Source organism: Leucobacter sp. WKLB1 (assembly GCF_059696215.1).
The window spans coordinates 735,742-754,951 of sequence record NZ_AP046115.1 but is presented as its reverse complement, the minus strand read 5'-3'; the positions used below and the strand labels follow the sequence as shown (position 1 = coordinate 754,951).

Sequence of the window (19,210 nt, the reverse complement as noted above, 5' to 3'; positions counted from 1 at the left end):
CCATGCCTCACGACAGCGTCTCGCGCTACGTCGTTCGAACGCGTGCGCATTCGGAGCCTCATGACACCCTCATCCCCTGATCGAAAGCTGCATTCAGCTTACGTGGATATTCCGGCGCGGTCGGAGCGACACGGGAGCCGATGCCTCTGATAAACAAGGGCGGACGTGTCGCGTCCGTCAGGTAGAGTTCCATTCGGTAGGAATCCTCCCTTCGAGAACAGGCCATACATTCGGAGATGCAGCCGAACACAGAGTTGAGTGCCGCCGCGCGAGGTGCGGATGCCGTGACATATCGTCAAGATATCGACGGGTTGCGAGCGATCGCGGTGCTCCTCGTCGTCATCTACCACGTGTGGTTGGGGCGCGTGTCGGGTGGGGTCGATGCCTTCCTGATGATCTCGGCGTTTCTGCTGACCGGGTCACTGATGCGTCGGCTCGAGACGCGCTGGCAAGTGGGCGTGCTCTCCCAGTGGGTGCGGAACTTCAAGCGTATGCTTCCAGCCGCTGCATTCACGATAGCTGCCACGGTGCTGGTCGGGCTCGCGCTCCTCCCCGTGTCTACTCACGCAGCACTCTGGAGAAATGCCTGGGCATCAGTACTGTACGTGGAGAACTGGTTACTGGCTACTGAATCAGTCGACTACTACGCGGACACCTCCCTCGCAAGCCCATTGCAGCATTTCTGGTCGCTGTCAGTTCAAGGGCAGGTTTTCGTTCTCTGGCCGCTCCTATTCCTGCTCATCGCTGCGCTCTACCGCGTATTTGGGGGACGACTTCGCCCACGCCGCATCGCCTTCGGCGTTTTCGCTCTGATCTTCTCGGCTTCGCTCGCGTATTCCATTGTGTCGACGGCCTCAGACCAGTCCTTCGCATATTTCGATACCGGAGCGCGGCTCTGGGAGTTCGCAGCCGGATCTTTGCTCGCGCTGATTGTGCCAAAGCTGGAAGTCGGGGTGGTGTTTCGCGCGGTCATCGGCTGGATCGGCATCATTGCGCTCGTGGCGTGCGGCATGGTGCTCGATGTCGAAGGTGGCTTTCCAGGGTACCTGGCACTGTGGCCGGTCCTGAGCGTTGCAGCGGTGATCATTTCGGGCGGCGGATCGGATCGGCGCGGCGGGCCAGCCATGCTTCTGGAGAAGCCTCCCGTGCTTGCCATCGGCAAGAGCTCCTACGCCCTGTACCTCGTGCACTGGCCGATCCTCGTGTTTGTGCTCGTCGTGCGCAACGGCGACCCCTTGAACTTCGTCGAGGGACTGATCATTATCCTGCTATCTCTCGGGCTCGCGATGTTGGTGACGAAACTCGTCGATGCCCCGCTTCGGCGAAATTCCTGGATCAGTGGATCTGCTTGGCGCGGCTTGGGCGTGATCGCGGTGTCGATTGCGCTCGTCGCGGGTGTCGTGACTCCGCTGCAAGTGCGGGCCGAGCAGCAAGCCGCGGCCGAGCTCGCAGCGATCGAAGCGTCGTCGGCAGATGTGTTGGACCTCCGTAATCCGGGCGCCGCAGTGCTTTTCGATGAGGGGGTGTCGAGCGGGAGCTACGCTGATGCGCCGCACCGCCCTCTCCCTTCCGAAGTCTCGACCCAATGGGGAAGTCTGCGTCATGACTGCTCAGATGGCAGTCTCATCGATCTTCCTCGCACTGTCGAGATCTGCTGGGACAACGGCATGGATGCGAATGATGCTCAGAAAACCATTGTGGTCGTTGGGAATTCGCATGCTCAGCAATTGCTCGAGCCGATGCAAGTGATCGCCGACGCGCGAGGTTGGCAGCTCGTATCGTTCCTCTACGCCGCCTGCGCATTCGGGGTGCGCGAGGTTGACGAGGATCGCGGAGTCTTCTACAGCCAGAATTGCCGCGAATGGAACGAGGACGTTCTCGATCTCATCGAAGAGATTCGACCGGCGGCGGTCGTCACGATCGGGAGCGAAACAGTTGCTGCCGATTCCGACAGTTCGACCGACGCCGGTCGCCGTGAGCGCGTGCTTCCTGGCGTCGCACAATCGGTTGAGCAACTCAATAGCGCAGGCATTCCCGTGGTGCTCGTACGCGACAATCCTCGATTCGAATTCAATTCGTACCAGTGCACCGAGCGCGCGGATGACCCTGACCGTGAGTGCTCCACGACTCGATCGCAGGCGCTTGCCCCATCGAATCCGATCGAGACGCTCGTGAGTCGCAGAGCGGCCACGATCGATCTCACCGAGTACTTCTGCCCGGATGATCAGTGTCTGCCCGTGATCGGAAATGTCAATGTCTACATCGATGACAATCACATCAGCCTGGTGTACGCGAAGTCACTCGCACCCGTGCTCGGCGAAGCACTCGACGAGTCGCTCCTCCGGATGCAAGGCGGAATGTAACATCCCGCGTTTGGGCTCAACTATCCGCGCATGTCCCGACGACATTGAAAGGCGGCCTTCTCAACGCTACCGTCAGTCGAGTTCAGTGCCCGCAGTTGATTATTCAATCTCGGCGTCGGGCAAGACGAGATCGGCCCATGCAACCAGCAACTCGCGCGACCGAGCGATGGGAAGTCGGCTCATCGGTGAGTTGCGACGTCTACGGCGCTCCCGAAATCTTGAGGCTCGCGGAATTTCGTGATGCCGAGGCGTAACCCGGAGCAGCGCCTGTCACTGTCACCGCAATGCCATGCGCGACGTCGACGGATTGAATACGATACGTGGCGGCAGTCGCCCCTGCAATACGTTTCCCATCGCGCAACCACTGATATGTGAGCTTCGTCGAAGCCGGCCCCCACGTTCCCGGTGCTGCCTGCAGCGTCGCACCGGGCTTCGGCGTGCCGTTGATCAACGGAGTCACTGCGCGAATCTGCCCCGGAGACACCACGAATGCCGCGGAAGCACGACTCGTGGCGGCGTAGCCGGGCTTCGCACCGGACACACGGAACGACACTTGAGCGCCGACATCCTCCGGTGTCAGCGTGTACGTACGTGCCGTCGCCCCCGAGATCGCTTTCCCGTTCCGAAGCCACTGGAACGTTTGTGGAACAGGACGGGGCTGCCACACCGCCACACTCGCCGTGAGCTTTTCACCCACGCGCACCTGCCCTGAGATCGTCGGCGCCTTGACCGACGAGAGCGATTGCAAACTGACCGAGCGCGGATGTGACTCCACCTTCCAGCCTCCAGCGGAGTACCCCATCGTCGCCGATTGCAGTTGCGATGAGTTGAAGCGGCTGCCCGAGCTGTGCGCCACACGAACGCCTCCGGTGTCGAACGCGACGATGTCGGCTTTCCCGTCGCCGTTGGCGTCGGTCACGATGCGCGGATGGCGATCCGCCCGCCATGTCGATGATGCGAACTCGCTGGACCATCGGGTACCCGCGGAGAACCCCGATCCGGTACTCACCGCCACGGTGACTCCTGCATTATCGAATCCAACAACATCGGCCCTTCCATCGCCGTTGATGTCGGCAACCGCGCGCGGATGCTGCCCAACTTTCCACCCTTTCGAGGTGCCGAAGCCGCCGACCCATCGCTGCATTTGCAGGAATGACGACCCGGTGTTCACCGAAGCGTAGACCCCGTCACCGGCGAATCCGACGATGTCTGGCAGGCCATCACCCGTAACATCAGCGATCATTCGAGGATGACTCTTCGCCGTCCATCCGCCATCGAGCCCGAAGCCAGTACCCCAACGTCTCATCGACGAAAAACCGTTCCCGGTGCTTAAGGACACATAGATTCCGTCTGAGGCAACGCCGACGACATCATCCTTACCATCGCCGTTTACATCTTCAACCCAGCGCGGGTTCTCCGCCGTACTCCATCCAGTGAGTGTTCCGAAGCCAGGGCCCCATCGCGACGGAGTACGAAACCCCGATCCAGTGTTGACCGCCACGTATACGCCGTCGGACGCGAATCCCACGACGTCGGGCAGCCCGTCTCCCGTTACATCGGCCAGTGTGCGCGGATGCGACTGCACGGTCCAGCCCGCGTTCTGGCTCACCCCGGCGAGCCAACGCGTGGCCGTGTTGAACTTCGCGCCGGTGCTCGTCGCGACGTACACGCCGTCGTTCGCGAAGCCCACAACGTCGGCCTTTCCGTCGCCGTTGATGTCGACGAGTGTTCGCGGGTTGGCGCCGGTCGACCACCCCATTGCAGTACCGAAACCGCTCACCCAAGTCTTGGCCGACCCAAAACCCGATTTTGACCCGAGTGCAACCGTGACCCCGTTCGCGCCGAAGCCCACGGCATCGGGAAACCCGTCGCCGTTGACGTCCGAGTTCCAGGGCAGCATCTGCTGCGAGTCGTCGATGCCGTCGCCGTTCGCGTCGCTCATGAGCACGGCCGCCGTTGCGCTCGATACCGCTGATGATGCGCGGTACTTCGACCGGTTGCCCGTCACCTCCACGGTGATCTTCGCTCCCAGATCGGCGAGCGCGGGCTGGTAGGTCTTGCCCGTCGCACCCGCGATTACACTGCCGTTGCGCATCCAACGGTACGTGTAGCTCGTTGGTGCGGGCGACCACCCGGAGCCCGACGCGGTCAGCGTGCCGTTGACCATGGGCGCGCCGCTGATCGTCGCCTTGCCGGTCTTGGAGAACGGTTGCATGATATCGGCGATGTGAATGTAACCCTGAAACTGCGAGCGCGACACGGTTCGCGTGCTGTACGCACCGGCCCAACCGGCGTTGTACTCCTCGATCACGACGCGTCCATCGCTGAGCACATCGGCGACCCAGGCCACGTGACCGAACGCGGAGGCGTCGCCGTAGTACGGGCCGCTCCACGCCACGGCACCGACCTCAGGCGTGGTGTCAACACGAATGCCGAGGCTGCGAGCGGTCGCCGCCCACTGCCCTGCGTCGCCCCAGCGCGTCACGCCGCGGTACTGGTTCGAGAATGGAATACCGTTTGCCGAGTTCAGCCGCCACGAGACGAACGACGTGCACTGACGGTAGGCGAAGTTCCACTCATCCCAGATGTTGTTCGTCTGGTACGGCCACGGCAGGTTCTTGTACTTGGCCGGGTAATTGTCTCCGATGAGCGCGTTCGACGCCGCAGCGAACGCACGCATACCGAGTTGTTCGGTGCCGTCGGGCACCTTCTGGTTCTCGGGTCCCGGCGAGTTGGAAGCCAAGCCGCCATTCGGGCCGCGCGGTGCCCCATCGTCGGGGTCTCTCTGCGCCGCGGCGTCAGTCTCGGCCTCGGCCTCGCTCGGGATCGCCGGGCCCTCACCAGCCGCACCGGCCCCGCTGTCGGCGCGCGCTGATCCCGCACCTGCCACGCCGGCATCAGCGCCGCTCGCCGCATCGCTGCCGGCCGCAGCCGCCAAATCTGCCGCGCCACTGTCAGCTGCGGCCGTGGCGTCAGCACCGCCCGATGACTGCGCGGCGCTCGAAGCGTCGGCCGCCGCGCCGGCGTTCGCGGAGACTCCCCCACTTGCGGTTCCTGAATCGTCAGCAGACGCATCGGCCGTGGGCGTCGTCGGCGTCACCGGGGTCGTCGGGTTGGCGTTCGCGGTCGCGTCGGCCTCGGCGCGCAAGACTCCTGGGCCGACGGCAGCGGCCGGAGTCGCCGGAACCGCGGGAGTCAGCGACGGGAGCGACAGCGCCACAGCCACAGCGACGCCCAGCACGCAGGCGCGACGAAGATGCGCGAAACGTCGCGCACCCCGTGCAGTGTGGCCTGCACTCCCCATCGCCCCTCCTGACGCGAGCGCTCCGTTCAATGAGTCGCTCAGTCGCCGGGCCCCCACCCGGCAGGGCTAATGTAACATCCCAGGATTCCGCGGCGTGCACCGCGCGCCGCGCTACGCCCGGTCGCCCGGCAAGCCGCCGCTGATAAGCCCGCGGAAGAGCACCCGCTTCACGCCGGCCGGCAGCAGCCGGTAGACGCCCTTCACGACGACATTGCGCAGGTACTGACCGCGCGTGATGAACCCCATGCGCAGCAGTTCGCGCTGCAGGCGCCATTCGGTGCGCGCCTCGGTCCAGCCGCCGCGCCGAGCGAATGCGCCCGCGCCGACCCGGTAGCGCAGCAGTGGCTCCGGAATGTTGTCGACCTTCGCCCCCGCGTTGATCAGGCGTACCCCGAGCCAGTAATCTTCCATCTTGCCGAACGCCTGGTAACGGCCGACCCGGTCAAGGGCTTCAACGCGGTACATCATCGTCGGATGGTTGAACGGATTGTGCGTGCGGGCATGCTCGCGAATGCGCTCGCTGCCCACCGGCGGGGTGCGCACGGAGATGGGGCGATCCGGATCGGACTCGAACTCTGCCATGCCCGTCCCCACCAGGTCGAGGCCGGCCTCGATGCGCGCCCACTGCCGTTCGAAGCGCTCGGGAACCGAGACGTCGTCGGCGTCCATGCGCGCCACAACGGGTGTGCTTACGGCGTCGAGCCCCCGGTTCAGTGCCTCGGTGAGGCCACGATTCTCGGGGAGCTGCACGAGCCGCACCGGGATCGGACTCTCGATCACGATCCGGGCGAACTCTGCCGCGAGCGCGTCGGGCACCGGGCCGTCTTGCACGATCACGGCCTCGGTCGGGCGCAGCGTCTGGCGGTCGACCGAGCTCTCGAACGCGGCGCGCAAGAATACGGGATCATCACCCGCGTAGACCGGCAGCAGCAATGAGAATTCGGGGGTCGTCACGGAGCCAGCCTAGCGTTGTGCGTGCACAGCGTGCCCCGTGCGCGAGTTCTCGACGCCTACCCACAGATCACGTCGTTCGGTCTCGCTCGATGCCCTGGCACCCGCAGCATAGGACCATGTCTCGCCCGTTCGCGCCTCTCCCAGCCGCGCTCGGAACAACGTTCACGGCGGCCGAAGCCCGAGCAGCTGGGGTCGGCTCCCGGCGGCTGCAGGCGCCCGACGTGGAGCGGGTGCTGCGCGGGGTGTACCGGCGCGTAGGCGCGCCCTACGCCCCCGCGCGCACGACCCACCCTGCTCAGAGATGGCGTCTCGACCAGGTCGCGCGGGCGCATGCACTGGCTCCGGGGCTCGAGCCAGCGCAGTATTTCAGTCATCGCACCGCAGCGGTGCTTTTGGGACTCCCCGTGCCAATGCCTGCCGACCGCCGCGACGCACTCGACGTAGCGGCGACGCCGCCAGCGCGGGTCTCACGACGCAACGGCATTCGCGGCCATCATCTGCGAGCCGGACTTGCCGACGTGCAGACAGTCAACGGCATTCGCGTTGCATCTGCTGCCAGCGTGTGGGCGATGCTCGCCGGACATCTCACCCTCACCGACCTCGTGGCCCTCGGTGATGCGGTGATCCACCGCGCCCGCATACCCGGCACCCAGCGACTCACACACGCGCCACTCGCTGCTCCCGAAGAGCTCGGAGCACACGTGGCTCGCGGGCAACGGCATGGCATTGCCGCGTTGCGTCGAGCCCTTCCATTGCTTTCCACAGCGAGCGCTTCGGCTCCAGAAAGCCACCTGCGTCTGATGGTGGCCGAGTGGGGCTTTCCCCAGCCGGCGCTTGACTATGACGTGTACGACCACCGTGGCACTCTGCTCGGCGCGAGCGAGATCGCGTTTCCCGAGTATCGAGTAGCGCTCGAATATGAAGGAGACCATCACCGAATCGAACAACGTCAGTGGAACCGCGACATCGCGAAGTACGAAGCGTACGCACGTGCTGGCTGGCATCCAGTCCGCGTTACCGCGTCATTGCTCTACCGGCCGCACTCGCCACTTCGCAGCAACATCGCCACGACGCTGAGCCAGCGCGGCTGGCTCCCAAGCCTGTAACGCAGATTTGGTGGCAGTTTGGTGTCGCAAAATCGCGAATACAACACCAAACTTCCACCAAATCTGGTCGGGCAGAGCTCGCGGGCGCGCGCTACTTGGCCGCTGCGCGCTCGGCGCGGAGGCGCGCAATCTCGTAGAGCGAGACACTCGCCGCGATGCCCGCGTTCAGCGACTCGGTGGCCGACGAGATCGGGATCGACACGACCGCATCACAGGTCTCGGTGACGAGGCGCGAGAGACCCTTGCCCTCGCTGCCGACCACGACGAGCAGCGGGCGATCCGCGAGGTCGAGCCCGGGCAGCGAGACGTCGCCGTCACCGTCGAGACCGACCACGAACACGCCCTGCTTCTTGAACTCCTTGAGCGTGCTCGTCAGGTTCGACGCCATGGCGACGGGGATGCGGGCGGCCGCGCCGGCCGACGTCTTCCAGGCAGCCGAGTTCAAGCCGGCCGAACGACGCTGGGGCACGATGACGGCCTGGCCGCCAAACGCCGCGACCGAGCGAATGATCGCGCCCAAGTTGCGCGGGTCGGTGACGCCGTCGAGGGCCACGATCAGCGGGTTGTCGCCGCGAGCGATGACCTCGTCGAGCACCTCGAGCGGATGCGCGTATTCCATAGGCGGCACCTTGAGCACGATGCCCTGGTGCACGGTGTCGCGCTCGAGCATGCGGTCCATCTCGGGGCGCATGATCTCGAGCACCGGCACGCGACGGTTCGTGGCGAGGCGCAGAATCTCGCGCATGCGATCGTCCATTTCGACGCGCGCCGCGATGTACAGCGTCGTCGCGGGGATCTTCGCACGCAGTGCCTCGAGCACGGCGTTGCGGCCGGTCACCAACTCCGACTCGTCTTTCTTCGCCGGTCGTCCGCCTGCGGGTCGTCCACCAGCCGGGCGACCGCCGGCGGCACCACCCGTGCGCTCGGCGTATCGAGCCTTCGCGGCGTCGTAGCGCTCGCGGGCCTTCTTCTCCTTGTACTTGGCGTGGTACTCACGGTCTTCGGCCTTGGGCGTCGGGCCGCGGCCTTCAAGCGCCTGGCGCCCCTGGCCGCCCGAGCCGACGGCCTTGCCGAGGCCCTTCTTGCGTACGGCGCCGGTGCGGCTCTTCTTGTTCGTCATGTCAGGCTCCAGCGGGGTCCAGTTGGGGTGTCTTCGAGCGCGATGCCGGCTGCCAGCAGTCGGTCGCGGATCGCGTCGCTCGTAGCGAAGTCTTTGTCTGCGCGCGCTTGGGTGCGCTGCGCGAGGAGGTCGTCGACCAGGGAACCGAGCGCCGCATCCGCAGCGCCCGACTCTGCGCCGCTCGCGGCCCAGTGCGGGTCGCGGGGGTTCAGGCCGAGAACGTCAAGCATAGCGATGACTTCACTGGCGTGACGAATGAGCTTCTTGACCTCGCCCGACTCGAGCGCGGCGTTGCCCGCGCGAACGGTGCCGTGCAACACGGCGAGCGCCTGCGGAATCGCGAAGTCGTCATGCATCGACGCCGCGAACTCGTCGGGGATTCCGCCACCGCCTTCGCCGGTGTAGATGTCGTGGTAAGTCGCCGAGTATGAGACTCCGCTCTTCGGCGCACGACCTACAGCGTCAGCGAGAATCCGCTCCCCCGCACGCTCCAAAAACCCTTCGATCCGCGAGAACGCGGCCTCGGCCTCGACGAGCGAGGTCTCGGAGAATTCGAGCACGGAGCGGTAGTGCGCCGAGCCGAGGAAGTAGCGGAGCACGATCGGCCGCGCCTGCGCGAGCAGGTCGTGCGCGAAGAGCGAGTTGCCGAGCGACTTCGACATCTTCTGGCCGCCCGTATTCACGAGGCCGTTGTGGATCCAGTGCCGCGCGAACGGGTGGCCCGCGGCCTGCGACTGCGCCAGCTCGTTCTCGTGGTGCGGAAAGCGCAGGTCGAGACCGCCGCCGTGAATGTCGAACTCGGTGCCGAGGTAACGCGTGGCCATGGCCGAGCACTCGATGTGCCAGCCCGGGCGGCCGAGCCCCCAGGGCGACGGCCAGGCAGCGGTGGCGGGCTCGCCCGTGCGGTGCGCCTTCCAGAGGGCGAAGTCGCGGGGGTCGCGCTTGCCGACCGGCTCGGAATCGGTCGCGTCTTCCATCTGGTCGCGCTGCTGACGCGTCAGTGCGCCGTACTCAGGCCAGCTCGCGGTGTCGAAGTACACGCTCGCCGATCCGTCGGCCGCGGGGTACGCGTGCCCGCGCGAAATGAGCAGTTCGATGAGTTCGACCATTTCGCGAATGTTCGCTGTGGCCCGGGGCTCGTAGGTCGGCGCCTGCACGCCGATCGCGTCGTACGCGGCGGTGAAATCGCGTTCGACCCGGTACGCCAGCGCCCACCACTGCTCGCTCGAGCCAGAGTCCTCGAACGCCTGGCGCGCGTTGTCGAGAATCTTGTCATCGATATCTGTGACATTACGAATGAGGGTGACGTCGAGCCCCGTCGCCTCGAACCAGCGCCGCATCTGGTCGTAGACCAGCGCGCTGCGCAGGTGCCCGATGTGCGGGGCCGACTGCACCGTCGGGCCGCACACGTAGAGGCCGACCTTGCCCGCTTCGAGGGGACGGAAGTCGACGATCTCTTGCGCGCGCGAGTCGTAGATGCGTTGGTTCACGGGCACCAGCCTACCGTCGGCGGGCGGTGGCGGGCTGGTGCGGTGATCCGGCACGAATGCGGGCATGAGCAAGCCGCGCGACGCACGCAGCACAGCGCCCAGCCGGGCGAGAGGCCAGACAGGGCGCTGCGCGCGACCGAAGCCGCACGAGATCAGGGACTAGTCGAGCGAGCCGCTGATGAAGTACTGGATCTGGCGGGCGATGCTCACCGCGTGATCGCCGAAGCGCTCGTGGTAGCGGCTCGCGAGCGTCGAATCGACGACGTTCGCGGGGGTCTCGGCGAGGTTGTCGCTGAGCACCTTCTCGAACACCTTGGCGTGCAGCTCATCGAGATCGTCATCGAGGTCGCGCACCTCGGCGATGATGCGGGGCTCCTGCGTGCGCAGCAGCTCGACGATCTTCTTCGCCATCTCGACATCGAGCGCTCCCATGCGGGCGAACGTCTTGGTGAGCCCGGCCGGAATCGCGCTCTCGGGGTAGCGGTAGCGCGCGAGCTGCGCGATGTGCTGCGCAAGATCGGCCATGCGCTCGAGCGACGCGCTCATGCGCAGCGAACCGACCATCAGGCGCAGGTCGGACGCGACCGGCTGCTGACGGGCCAGGATGTCGATGGTGAGCTGATCCAGCTCTGCGGCCAGCACTTCGATCTCATCGACGCGGTCGATGACCTTCTCCGCGATCGACACATCCGACGTGCCGAATGCGGTCGTCGCCTCGGTGATGGCCTGCTCGACCAACTCGGCGATCAGTACCAACCGATCTTGCACATCGCGAAGCGACTGCTGAAAGACCTCACGCATGGGGTTTCCTCTCCTCTGTCTGCGCCGACGCGCAACCTCAACCAGTTTGGGCGCGGCCAATGAACCGTGTCGCACCAATAGGTAAACAACAGTTGAACTCTGGGGTCCCGAGTGATGGCGCGGCTCTACGATGAGAGACATGGACCCGACTCTGCTCGTTCTCGCAGCGACAGCACTCGGCATACTCATCGGCGTAGGCACCACGATAGCAATCGTCGGGGCCCGCGCGGCAGGGGTGCGCCGCTCGAAAGAGATGCGGCCCGAGCTGCCAGAGGTCGCGACGTCGATTCTCGATGAAGTGGACACCTTTGCCGTGATCCTCGACTCGGCACTCGCCCCGGTCTACGTGAACCCGGTCGCGCGGCATGAGCGCCATCTGAGCGATGAAGAACTGCAAGACACCGATTTTCTCGCCCGCGTGCGCCGCGTGATGTCGTCGGGCATTCCCGATACGCATGAGCCGGATCCTGCCGATCCGACCGACACCGTGCGCATTCACATCGTGCGACTGCAGCAGCGCTTCGTGGTCATTCTGGCGGAGGATCTGGGCGAGGAGCAGCGCGTCAACGCGATGCGCCGCGACTTCATCGCGAACGTCAGCCACGAACTCAAGACACCGATCGCGGCGATCGGCCTGCTCTCAGAGGCCGTGCAGGAGGCCTCCGACGAGCCGCCGCTCGTGCGCGACTTCGCGAAGAGCCTGGTGAAGGAGTCGCGTCGCCTCGGCGAGCTCTCGCGCGACATCATCCAGCTCTCGGAGGCGCAGTCGACGTTGCGGCCGGAGGATCGCGAATCCGTCGATCTGCGCGACCTCGTGCGTGCCGAGGTCGAAACGCACCGCGCCTTCGCCGAACAGCACCACGTCGACCTCGTCGTCACCGCCGACTCGGGGAAGGAACGGGAGACCACGATTCTCGGGCGACCGACCTCCCTGAGCTCTGCCATCGCGAACCTGCTGAGCAACGCCATTCGACACTCTCCCGAGGGCGGCCGCGTCGGTGTCGGCATGCAACGCGAAAAGAACCGCTTCGTCGTCACCGTCACCGATCAGGGCGAGGGCATCGCGCCCGAGCACCTGCCGCGCATCTTCGAGCGCTTCTATCGCGTCGACGGCGCGCGCACACGCGTCGAGGGCGGCACGGGGCTCGGGCTCAGCATCGCCCGCCACACCATGCGCGCCCACGGCGGCGACGTCGATGTGTGGTCGCAGCAGGGCGTCGGTTCGAGCTTCACCCTGACCTTTCCGTTGCAGCTCGAGAAAGACCCAGGCAAGAGCGCCAAACGCGTGAAGAAGGCCAAGCGTGCGGTGCAAGCCGCCGATCGCGCGGCGCGGGCATCGCGCTCGGCGATCACCGCGCCCACAAAACTCCCGACGTCGCAGACGTCGGACCACCAGAAGGGATCCCACTAGTGGCACAGCACATCCTGCTTGTCGAGGACGAGGAATCGATCTCCCGGCCATTGTCGTTCCTGCTCGAGCGCGAAGGCTACCGGGTGACCGTCGTCGACGACGGCGCTGAAGCGGTGACGACCTTCGCCGCCGTGCAACCCGATCTGGTGCTGCTCGATCTCATGCTGCCCAGCCTGCCTGGCACTGAGGTCTGCCGCGCGATTCGCCAGACCTCGCAGATTCCCGTCATCATGCTGACCGCCAAAGACAGCGAGATTGACATCGTAGTGGGCCTCGAACTCGGCGCCGACGACTACATCACGAAGCCCTATTCGACGCGCGAGCTGCTCGCCCGCGTACGCGCCGCGCTGCGCCGTTCGGGGTCGACCGAAGAAGAACGCGTCGACGATTTCGATGCGCTCGTGCTCGACGAGCTCGGGATCCGCCTGGACTCCGAGCGCCATGCCGTCGCCGTCCGCGGCGATGAGATCGCCATGCCGCTGCGCGAATTCGAGCTGCTCGAAATGCTGATGCGTCACGCGGGTCGCGTGCTCACCCGCGGCCAGCTCATCGACCGTGTCTGGGGCAGCAATTACTACGGCGACACCAAGACCCTCGACGTGCACATCAAGCGCATCCGTGCGCGCATCGAGGAGGAGCCGTCGAAGCCGAAGCTCATCTCGACCGTGCGCGGCGTCGGCTACCGCTTCGGGTAGTCCGAGCGTCTGCGCGTCGCGCGCGCCGGCGCCGACAATGGCGCTGCACAACGAAGCCCCCGCGATCCTGATCGGATGCGGGGGCTTCGGCGCAGGCGCCGTGCGGCGGGTGCGTTGCTTACTCGGCGGCCGCCGTCGCTTCGGTATCGGTGACGTCGTCGCCGATCTTCGACTGGTCGGCTGCTTCGTCTTGGGCCGTCGTGGCGTCGCCCGACTTCGAGGTGTCGGCAGACTTGCTGAAGTCGGCGGGCAGCACGTAGTCGCGGTATTCCTTCAGCGTGCCGTCGAGCACCGGAATGCGGTGCGCAACCTCGGATTCGCCGGGCATCTGGAAGTACGCATCGACCGTCGAGCCGACCCGGAGGTTCTCGAGCGTCACGAGCACGGGAGTCTCGTCGCCCTCGGGGTTGCCGAAGAGCGTGTTGCCGGTCGGAATGGTGAAGTCGGCCTCTGCCGACTGCGATTCGGTGCCGGTGAACGAGATCGTCAGATCCTGCTCCGCGCCCGAGCGATTCGCCGCACCGAAAACCACGTTGAAGTTCTCGCCCGACTCGTCAGCCACGAGCATGATGTTGCGCACGTCGATGTTGCCGACGTTCACATCGACGCCGTCGCTGGGAGCGTAAGGCGTCAGCGTGGCCTGCGGAGCGATCAGGGTGCAGCCGGTGGCGCCGAGCGCGAGGGCCGCCGCAAGCGCGACAGACGATGCGATCCGAATCTTCAAGGTGGTCCTCCGAGTCGGTGGGTGATCCGAGAAGCGCGCAGCACCGAAGTGCACGCACATACGTGCCTCCATAATAGCCGCCAGCACAGGGCACTTGCAGCTTAGGCGACCCTAAGTCGGCGCTCGGCGTCGTGGTATTCTGGGAGAGATCGCGAAGGAGTCGCTCGATGCAATTTGAGGTCGGAGAAACAGTCGTCTTTCCCCATCACGGTGCGGCGAAGATCATCGAGGTCAAGCAGCGCAAGATCGGCGGAGCAGAGAAGCTCTTCCTGAAGCTGCACGTCACCGATGGCGACCTCGTCATCGAGGTGCCTGCCGAAAACGTCGACCTCGTCGGAGTGCGTGATGTGATCGGGCACGACGGCCTCGAGCAGGTGTTCGACGTGCTGCGCGCCCCGTTCACCGGGGAGCCGACGAACTGGTCACGGCGCTACAAAGCCAATCTCGAGAAGCTCGCCTCCGGCGACGTCATCAAGGTCTCCGAGGTCGTGCGCGACCTGTGGCGCCGAGACCAAGAGATCAAGTCGTTGTCTGCGGGTGAGAAGCGCATGCTCGCGAAGGCGCGCCAGGTGTTGATCTCAGAACTCGCGCTCGCGGAGCAGACGGACGAGGAACAAGCCGGGTCGCTGCTCGACGGCGTGCTCGCCTCGGACGCACCCCCGTCGGGTGCGGGTAGCCTGACCCCATGAGCGGCTCACCCTTCCTGTCGGGCGCCGTCGACACCGCACCGCACGCCCTCGCCGGTATCGGCGTCGTGCTGGTCGGGGCCGGCCGCGGCGAACGTCTCGGCGCCGACGCCCCAAAGGCCTTCGTCGAGCTGCACGGGCGGCCGCTCATCGAGTTCGGCATCAGCGTCGTCACCTCGCTCCCCCACGCTGGGCATCTGGTGCTCGTCGTCCCCGAGGAGCGCGCGGCGCAGGCGCTCGACATCGTCGATGCCGTCTTGCCCGAGCGGTCGCGCTGGGAGGTGTCCGTAGTGCCTGGCGGGCGCGAACGGCACGAGTCGGTGCGATTCGGGATCGCTGCGCTCCCCGCCTCGATCAACACCGTGCTCATACATGATGCCGCCCGCCCGTTCGCGAGCGCGGAGCTCTTCGAGCGCGTGCTCGCCGAGGTGCATCGCACCGGGGACGGCGTCGTCCCCGCGCTGCGCGTCGCAGACACTTTGAAGCGGGTCGATATCGACGGGCTCGTTCACGAAACCGTCGATCGTGCACCGCTCGTCGGGGTGCAGACCCCGCAGGGGTTTCCCCGTGAGCTGCTGGCCGCCGCCTACGATGACGCGGAGCTCGCCGCCACGCCCCCGACCGACGACGCCGAGGTGGTGCAGCGCGCCGGCGGTCGCGTGCGCACCGTCACCGGCGAGCTGCGCGCCCACAAGCTCACGACACCCGACGACCTGCCGGTGCTCGAGTGCTTTCTCGCGGCGAACGCGGCAGGTTTGGAGGGGGCGCAGTGATCCGCATCGGCACCGGCGTCGACGTGCATGCGTACGCGACTCCCGCGGCGCAGTCCAATGATGCGCGGCTTGAAAACGCGCTGCCAGACCACCCCCTGCGCCTCGCCGGCATCGACTGGCCCGGCGAGCCTGCCCTCTCCGGGCACAGTGACGGCGACGCCGTCTGCCACGCGGTGGTCGATGCGTTGCTCTCGGCGGCCGGTCTGGGCGACATCGGTGAGCTTGTCGGCGTCGACCGCCCCGAGACCGCCGACGCGGCGAGCACCGGATTCGTGCGCGAGGCGCTCGGGCGTCTCGCGGCCGAGGGCTGGGCCCCCGTGAACGTGTCGGTGCAGATCGTGGGCAACCGCCCGCGATTCTCAGCGCGCCGAGACGAGGCTCAGCGGGTGATGTCCGAGCTCGTCGGTGCGCCCGTCTCGCTCGCGGCGACGACCACGGATCACCTCGGTTTTACGGGTCGCGGCGAGGGGCTTGCGGTGATCGCGACCGCACTGATCGAGCGCACCGCGAGCTGAGGGCGTCTGCACGCGCGAGCCGCAGCCCGCACCCGCACGCCCGCCACCCTTAGTTCGCGAATTCGCCGACGAGGCGCACGGCCCCGCCCTGCACACCCTTGGCGCCCTGCTCGAAACCGGTGAAATCTCGAGCGGTCGACTGCACCGCGCCGGCGACCCACGTGTCGAGCCCTTCCGCGGTCAGCGCTGCGGCGACCTGGTGCGCCTGCGCGCCGTCGACCACCGCGAACATACCGACGCCCAGGTTCCAGGCGCCCTCGACCGACTTGAGCGAGTGGCCGCCGAGATCGGCGAGGTGGCGGAATACTGGCAGCGGCGACCAGGTGCTGCGGTCGACCTCGACCCAGGTGCCGACGGGCAGCACGCGGGCGAGGTTCGCGGCGATACCACCGCCGGTGACGTGCGAGAGCGCGTGGATCGCGCCGTCGAGCGCGGGGTCATCGATGACGCGCAGCAGCGGCGAAGTGTAGAGCGCGGTCGGCACGAGCAGTGCCTCGCCGTAGCTCGTGCCGAGATCGGCGCTCGCGTCGGTGTACGAGACACCGGCATCGGCGAGGATGCGGCGCACCAGCGAGAAGCCATTGGAGTGCAGACCCGAGGCGCCCAGCGCGAGCACGACGTCGCCATCGGTGACGCGCTCCGGCCCGAGCACGCGGTCGGCCTCGACCACACCCACCGCGGCACCCGCGACGTCGTAGTCGTCGACGCCGAGCAGACCCGGGTGCTCTGCGGTCTCGCCGCCGACCAGCGCGGTACCGGTGGCCTCACAGGCTTCGGCGATCCCGCGCACGATATCGGCGATGCGCTGGGGCACGACCTTGCCGCAGGCGATGTAGTCGGTCATGGCCAGCGGTTTGGCACCGACCACGACGATGTCGTCGACGATCATCGCGACCAGGTCTTGCCCGATCGTGTGGTGGATGTCCATGGCCTGTGCGATGGCGACCTTGGTGCCCACACCGTCGGTGGCACTCGCGAGCAGCGGACGGCGATACTCCTTGAGCGCCGACACGTCGAACAGCCCGGCGAAGCCCCCGACCCCGCCGACCACCTCGGGGCCGTGCGTCCGCGAGACCGCGGACTTCATCAGTTCGACGGCCAGGTCACCGGCTGCGGTGTCGACTCCGGACTGGGCATAGATCGACGCGTTTTCGCTCACCCGACAAGCGTACCCTGCGCGTGCACGGGCTCGGCCACGCGGTGATCACCACCCGTTCGCGTGTGGGACACTAGACGGTGCGTCCCTCCGACGCACCACCCACCTCGCAGGGAGTATTCACTACAGCATGTGCGGCATCGTCGGTATCGTCTCGTCCGAACCCGTCAACCAGCAGGTCTATGACAGTCTGCTCCTGCTCCAGCACCGTGGTCAGGATTCCACGGGCATCGCCACGCTCGACGGCGACTTCTTCCATATGGTGAAGGCGAAAGGTCAGGTGCGCGAGGCGTACCGCACCCGCGACATGCGCAGCCTCACCGGCAATGTGGGCCTCGGTCATGTGCGATACGCAACCCGCGGGTCGGCAGCCGCCGAAGACGAGGCGCAGCCCTTCTACGTGGGCGCCCCGTACGGCATCATCCTGGTGCACAACGGCAACCTCACGAACACGCGTGAGCTCACCGCCGACCTCTACAACGTCGATCGCCGTCACCTCAACACCCACTCCGACACCGAGCTGCTGCTCAACGTGCTCGCGAACGAGCTGCAGGCCGGCATCACCAGCCTGTCGCTCACGGCCGAGCAGGTCTTCGCCGCCGTCGCCCGGGTGCACGAGCGCGTGGAGGGCTCGTACGCCACCATCGCGATGATCGCCGGGTACGGCCTGCTGGCCTTCCGCGACCCGTTCGGCATCCGTCCGCTCGTGCTCGGTCGTCGCACCAGCGCCGGCGGCAGCGACGAGTGGGTCGTCGCCTCCGAGTCGCTCGTGCTCGAATCGGGCGGCTACGAGTTCGTGCGCGACGTCGAACCGGGCGAAGCGATCCTCATCTCCCCCGACGGCACGATGCAGTCGCAGCAGTGCGCCGCCGAAACCGAGCTCGTGCCCTGCGCGTTCGAGTACATCTACCTGGCCCGCCCCGACTCCGTGCTCAGCGGCATCTCGGTGTACGAGGCCCGTCTGCGCCTCGGCGACGTGCTCGCCGAGCAGGTTCGCGCCGAACTACCCGACGTCGAGATCGACGTCGTCATGCCGATTCCCGATTCGGGCCGCCCGAGCGCCATGCAGCTCGCCCAGAAGCTCGGTGTGCAGTACCGCGAGGGGTTCTTCAAGAACCACTACGTGGGCCGCACGTTCATCATGCCCGGGCAGGCGGTGCGCAAGCGCAGCGTGCGCCAAAAGCTGAACGCGATGAGTTCAGAGTTCAAGGGCAAGAACGTGCTGCTCGTCGATGACTCGATCGTGCGCGGCACGACCTCGCGCGAAATCGTCGAAATGGCCCGTGCCGCCGGCGCGAAGTCGGTGATCTTCGCCTCTGCGGCCCCACCCGTCATCTTCCCGCACGTCTACGGCATCAACATGCCGTCGCGCAAGGAACTCATCGCGCACGGTCGCACCTCCGCCGAAATCGCTGAGGAGCTCGGTGCCGACCATCTCGTCTACATGAGTGTCGACGGCATGAATCGGGCCATTCTCGCGGGGCAGGATCGCGTCACCTCACTTGAGCAGAGCTGCTTCACGGGCGAATACATCGCCGGCAACGTCGACGCAGAGTACCTCTCCTGGGTCGAGGCGACACAGGAGAGCTGAGGATCGGCGGTTCGCCGCCTTCCCCACGCGCATCATGCCGCACACCGCATTCGACCACTACGTCACGCACGCGCTCGCACCAACCGCGCGGGTGGCATCCGTCGTACCCGAAGAGCAGAACAGCGACTACGAAGCCGGGCTCGCCGTGATCGATGGGGAGCGCTGGCACATTCGCACCGCGCGCATCACCCCGACGAAGCCGGGCGCGTTCGTGGCGCTCTGGCGCCGCGACGCGGCCGGCGACACCGTGCCGCTGCCGCACGACGACGACGCGCACGGCGCACTGATCTTCGTCTCGGAGGGCGAGCGCCGTGGGGTCTTCCGCTTCACCGCCGAGCATCTGCACGGTCTCGGCGTCACCTCTTCGGAACGACGACCGGGCAAGCGAGGGTTTCGCGTGTACCCGGCCTGGTGCGACGATCTCAATGCACGGGCCACCGCGAGCCAAACCGCGCAGGCCTCAGCGTTCACCGAGCTCGTCTGAGTCGGTCTCCGCGCCAGTCGACGCACCTCAACTGCAC

General features: G+C 66.4%; 16 protein-coding genes. 9 read left to right on the top strand and 7 right to left on the bottom strand.

Features of this window, described 5'->3' with window-relative positions; all coding sequences use genetic code 11:
• Positions 1-236 precede the first annotated feature (236 nt).
• On the top strand, positions 237-2,363 hold the full coding sequence (locus ACZF5Y_RS03580) for an acyltransferase family protein (RefSeq protein WP_497534458.1): 2,127 nt from the start codon (positions 237-239) through the stop codon (positions 2,361-2,363).
• Between the two features lie 199 nt (positions 2,364-2,562).
• Here the strand turns inward: ACZF5Y_RS03580 and ACZF5Y_RS03575 are convergent, their stop codons facing one another.
• The gene (locus tag ACZF5Y_RS03575) at positions 2,563-5,667 is read right to left on the bottom strand and encodes an FG-GAP-like repeat-containing protein (RefSeq protein WP_497534457.1); all 3,105 of its coding nucleotides are present in this window, start codon (positions 5,665-5,667) and stop codon (positions 2,563-2,565) included.
• A gap of 111 nt (positions 5,668-5,778) precedes the next feature.
• Complete coding sequence (locus tag ACZF5Y_RS03570; RefSeq protein ID WP_497534456.1) at positions 5,779-6,621, bottom strand: glycosyltransferase; 843 nt, start codon at positions 6,619-6,621, stop codon at positions 5,779-5,781.
• A 116-nt stretch (positions 6,622-6,737) separates the two neighbouring features.
• Between ACZF5Y_RS03570 and ACZF5Y_RS03565 the strand changes: the two genes are divergently transcribed.
• A complete protein-coding gene (locus tag ACZF5Y_RS03565) occupies positions 6,738-7,727 on the top strand; it encodes a hypothetical protein (RefSeq protein WP_497534455.1) in 990 nt (329 codons plus the stop codon).
• Positions 7,728-7,818: 91 nt separating this feature from the next.
• On the opposite strand, the gene rlmB is transcribed toward ACZF5Y_RS03565, so the two are convergent.
• The 3 genes from rlmB to phoU all read right to left on the bottom strand — a co-directional run bounded on the left by rlmB (position 7,819) and on the right by phoU (position 11,138).
• Complete coding sequence (gene rlmB / locus ACZF5Y_RS03560) at positions 7,819-8,847, bottom strand: 23S rRNA (guanosine(2251)-2'-O)-methyltransferase RlmB (RefSeq protein ID WP_497534454.1); 1,029 nt, start codon at positions 8,845-8,847, stop codon at positions 7,819-7,821.
• Positions 8,844-10,337 carry a cysteine--tRNA ligase gene (gene cysS / locus ACZF5Y_RS03555; RefSeq protein ID WP_497534453.1) on the bottom strand — a complete coding sequence of 498 codons (1,494 nt, stop codon included), beginning with the start codon at positions 10,335-10,337 and terminating at the stop codon, positions 8,844-8,846. Before cysS ends, rlmB begins: the two co-directional genes overlap by 4 nt.
• Before the next feature lie 159 nt (positions 10,338-10,496).
• Positions 10,497-11,138, bottom strand: coding sequence for a phosphate signaling complex protein PhoU (gene phoU / locus ACZF5Y_RS03550; RefSeq protein WP_497534452.1), 642 nt, complete (start codon positions 11,136-11,138; stop codon positions 10,497-10,499).
• A 139-nt stretch (positions 11,139-11,277) separates the two neighbouring features.
• Between phoU and ACZF5Y_RS03545 the strand changes: the two genes are divergently transcribed.
• Positions 11,278-12,549, top strand: a complete 1,272-nt coding sequence (locus ACZF5Y_RS03545) for a sensor histidine kinase (protein ID WP_497534451.1) — start codon at positions 11,278-11,280, stop codon at positions 12,547-12,549.
• A complete protein-coding gene (locus ACZF5Y_RS03540; protein ID WP_497534450.1) occupies positions 12,549-13,244 on the top strand; it encodes a response regulator in 696 nt (231 codons plus the stop codon). Before ACZF5Y_RS03545 ends, ACZF5Y_RS03540 begins: the two co-directional genes overlap by 1 nt.
• A gap of 118 nt (positions 13,245-13,362) precedes the next feature.
• Here ACZF5Y_RS03540 and ACZF5Y_RS03535 read toward each other — a convergent pair whose 3' ends face one another.
• Positions 13,363-13,968, bottom strand: a complete 606-nt coding sequence (locus tag ACZF5Y_RS03535; protein WP_497534449.1) for a DNA modification methylase — start codon at positions 13,966-13,968, stop codon at positions 13,363-13,365.
• A 167-nt stretch (positions 13,969-14,135) separates the two neighbouring features.
• On the opposite strand from ACZF5Y_RS03535, the gene ACZF5Y_RS03530 reads away from it, so the two are divergent.
• From ACZF5Y_RS03530 to ispF, 3 genes are read left to right on the top strand one after another with little or no spacing between them, the layout of a single operon-like run.
• Entirely contained in the window at positions 14,136-14,657 is a 522-nt protein-coding gene (locus ACZF5Y_RS03530) for a CarD family transcriptional regulator (RefSeq protein ID WP_497534448.1), read from the top strand.
• The gene (ispD, locus tag ACZF5Y_RS03525; RefSeq protein WP_497534447.1) at positions 14,654-15,427 is read left to right on the top strand and encodes a 2-C-methyl-D-erythritol 4-phosphate cytidylyltransferase; all 774 of its coding nucleotides are present in this window, start codon (positions 14,654-14,656) and stop codon (positions 15,425-15,427) included. The genes ACZF5Y_RS03530 and ispD overlap by 4 nt, the downstream gene beginning before the upstream one ends.
• Positions 15,424-15,942, top strand: a complete 519-nt coding sequence (gene ispF / locus ACZF5Y_RS03520) for a 2-C-methyl-D-erythritol 2,4-cyclodiphosphate synthase (RefSeq protein WP_497534446.1) — start codon at positions 15,424-15,426, stop codon at positions 15,940-15,942. The genes ispD and ispF overlap by 4 nt, the downstream gene beginning before the upstream one ends.
• Positions 15,943-15,991: 49 nt before the next feature.
• Here ispF and purM read toward each other — a convergent pair whose 3' ends face one another.
• Positions 15,992-17,101 (bottom strand): phosphoribosylformylglycinamidine cyclo-ligase, encoded by a 1,110-nt coding sequence (purM, locus tag ACZF5Y_RS03515; protein ID WP_497534445.1) that lies wholly within the window; start codon positions 17,099-17,101, stop codon positions 15,992-15,994.
• Positions 17,102-17,228: 127 nt separating this feature from the next.
• On the opposite strand from purM, the gene purF reads away from it, so the two are divergent.
• Together purF and ACZF5Y_RS03505 are read left to right on the top strand one after the other, a co-directional pair.
• Positions 17,229-18,689, top strand: coding sequence for an amidophosphoribosyltransferase (gene purF / locus ACZF5Y_RS03510; protein ID WP_497534444.1), 1,461 nt, complete (start codon positions 17,229-17,231; stop codon positions 18,687-18,689).
• A 34-nt stretch (positions 18,690-18,723) separates the two neighbouring features.
• Complete coding sequence (locus tag ACZF5Y_RS03505) at positions 18,724-19,173, top strand: MepB family protein (RefSeq protein ID WP_497534443.1); 450 nt, start codon at positions 18,724-18,726, stop codon at positions 19,171-19,173.
• Positions 19,174-19,210 lie beyond the last annotated feature (37 nt).

Coding starts and splice junctions, on each gene's coding strand:
- ispD (WP_497534447.1), top strand. CDS start 14,654: ATGAGCGGCTCACCCTTCCTGTCGGGCGCCGTCGACACCGCACCGCAC.
- ACZF5Y_RS03505 (WP_497534443.1), top strand. CDS start 18,724: ATGCCGCACACCGCATTCGACCACTACGTCACGCACGCGCTCGCACCA.
- ACZF5Y_RS03530 (WP_497534448.1), top strand. CDS start 14,136: ATGCAATTTGAGGTCGGAGAAACAGTCGTCTTTCCCCATCACGGTGCG.
- purF (WP_497534444.1), top strand. CDS start 17,229: ATGTGCGGCATCGTCGGTATCGTCTCGTCCGAACCCGTCAACCAGCAG.
- ACZF5Y_RS03565 (WP_497534455.1), top strand. CDS start 6,738: ATGTCTCGCCCGTTCGCGCCTCTCCCAGCCGCGCTCGGAACAACGTTC.
- ACZF5Y_RS03580 (WP_497534458.1), top strand. CDS start 237: ATGCAGCCGAACACAGAGTTGAGTGCCGCCGCGCGAGGTGCGGATGCC.
- rlmB (WP_497534454.1), bottom strand. CDS start 8,847: ATGACGAACAAGAAGAGCCGCACCGGCGCCGTACGCAAGAAGGGCCTC.
- phoU (WP_497534452.1), bottom strand. CDS start 11,138: ATGCGTGAGGTCTTTCAGCAGTCGCTTCGCGATGTGCAAGATCGGTTG.
- ACZF5Y_RS03575 (WP_497534457.1), bottom strand. CDS start 5,667: ATGGGGAGTGCAGGCCACACTGCACGGGGTGCGCGACGTTTCGCGCAT.
- ACZF5Y_RS03545 (WP_497534451.1), top strand. CDS start 11,278: ATGGACCCGACTCTGCTCGTTCTCGCAGCGACAGCACTCGGCATACTC.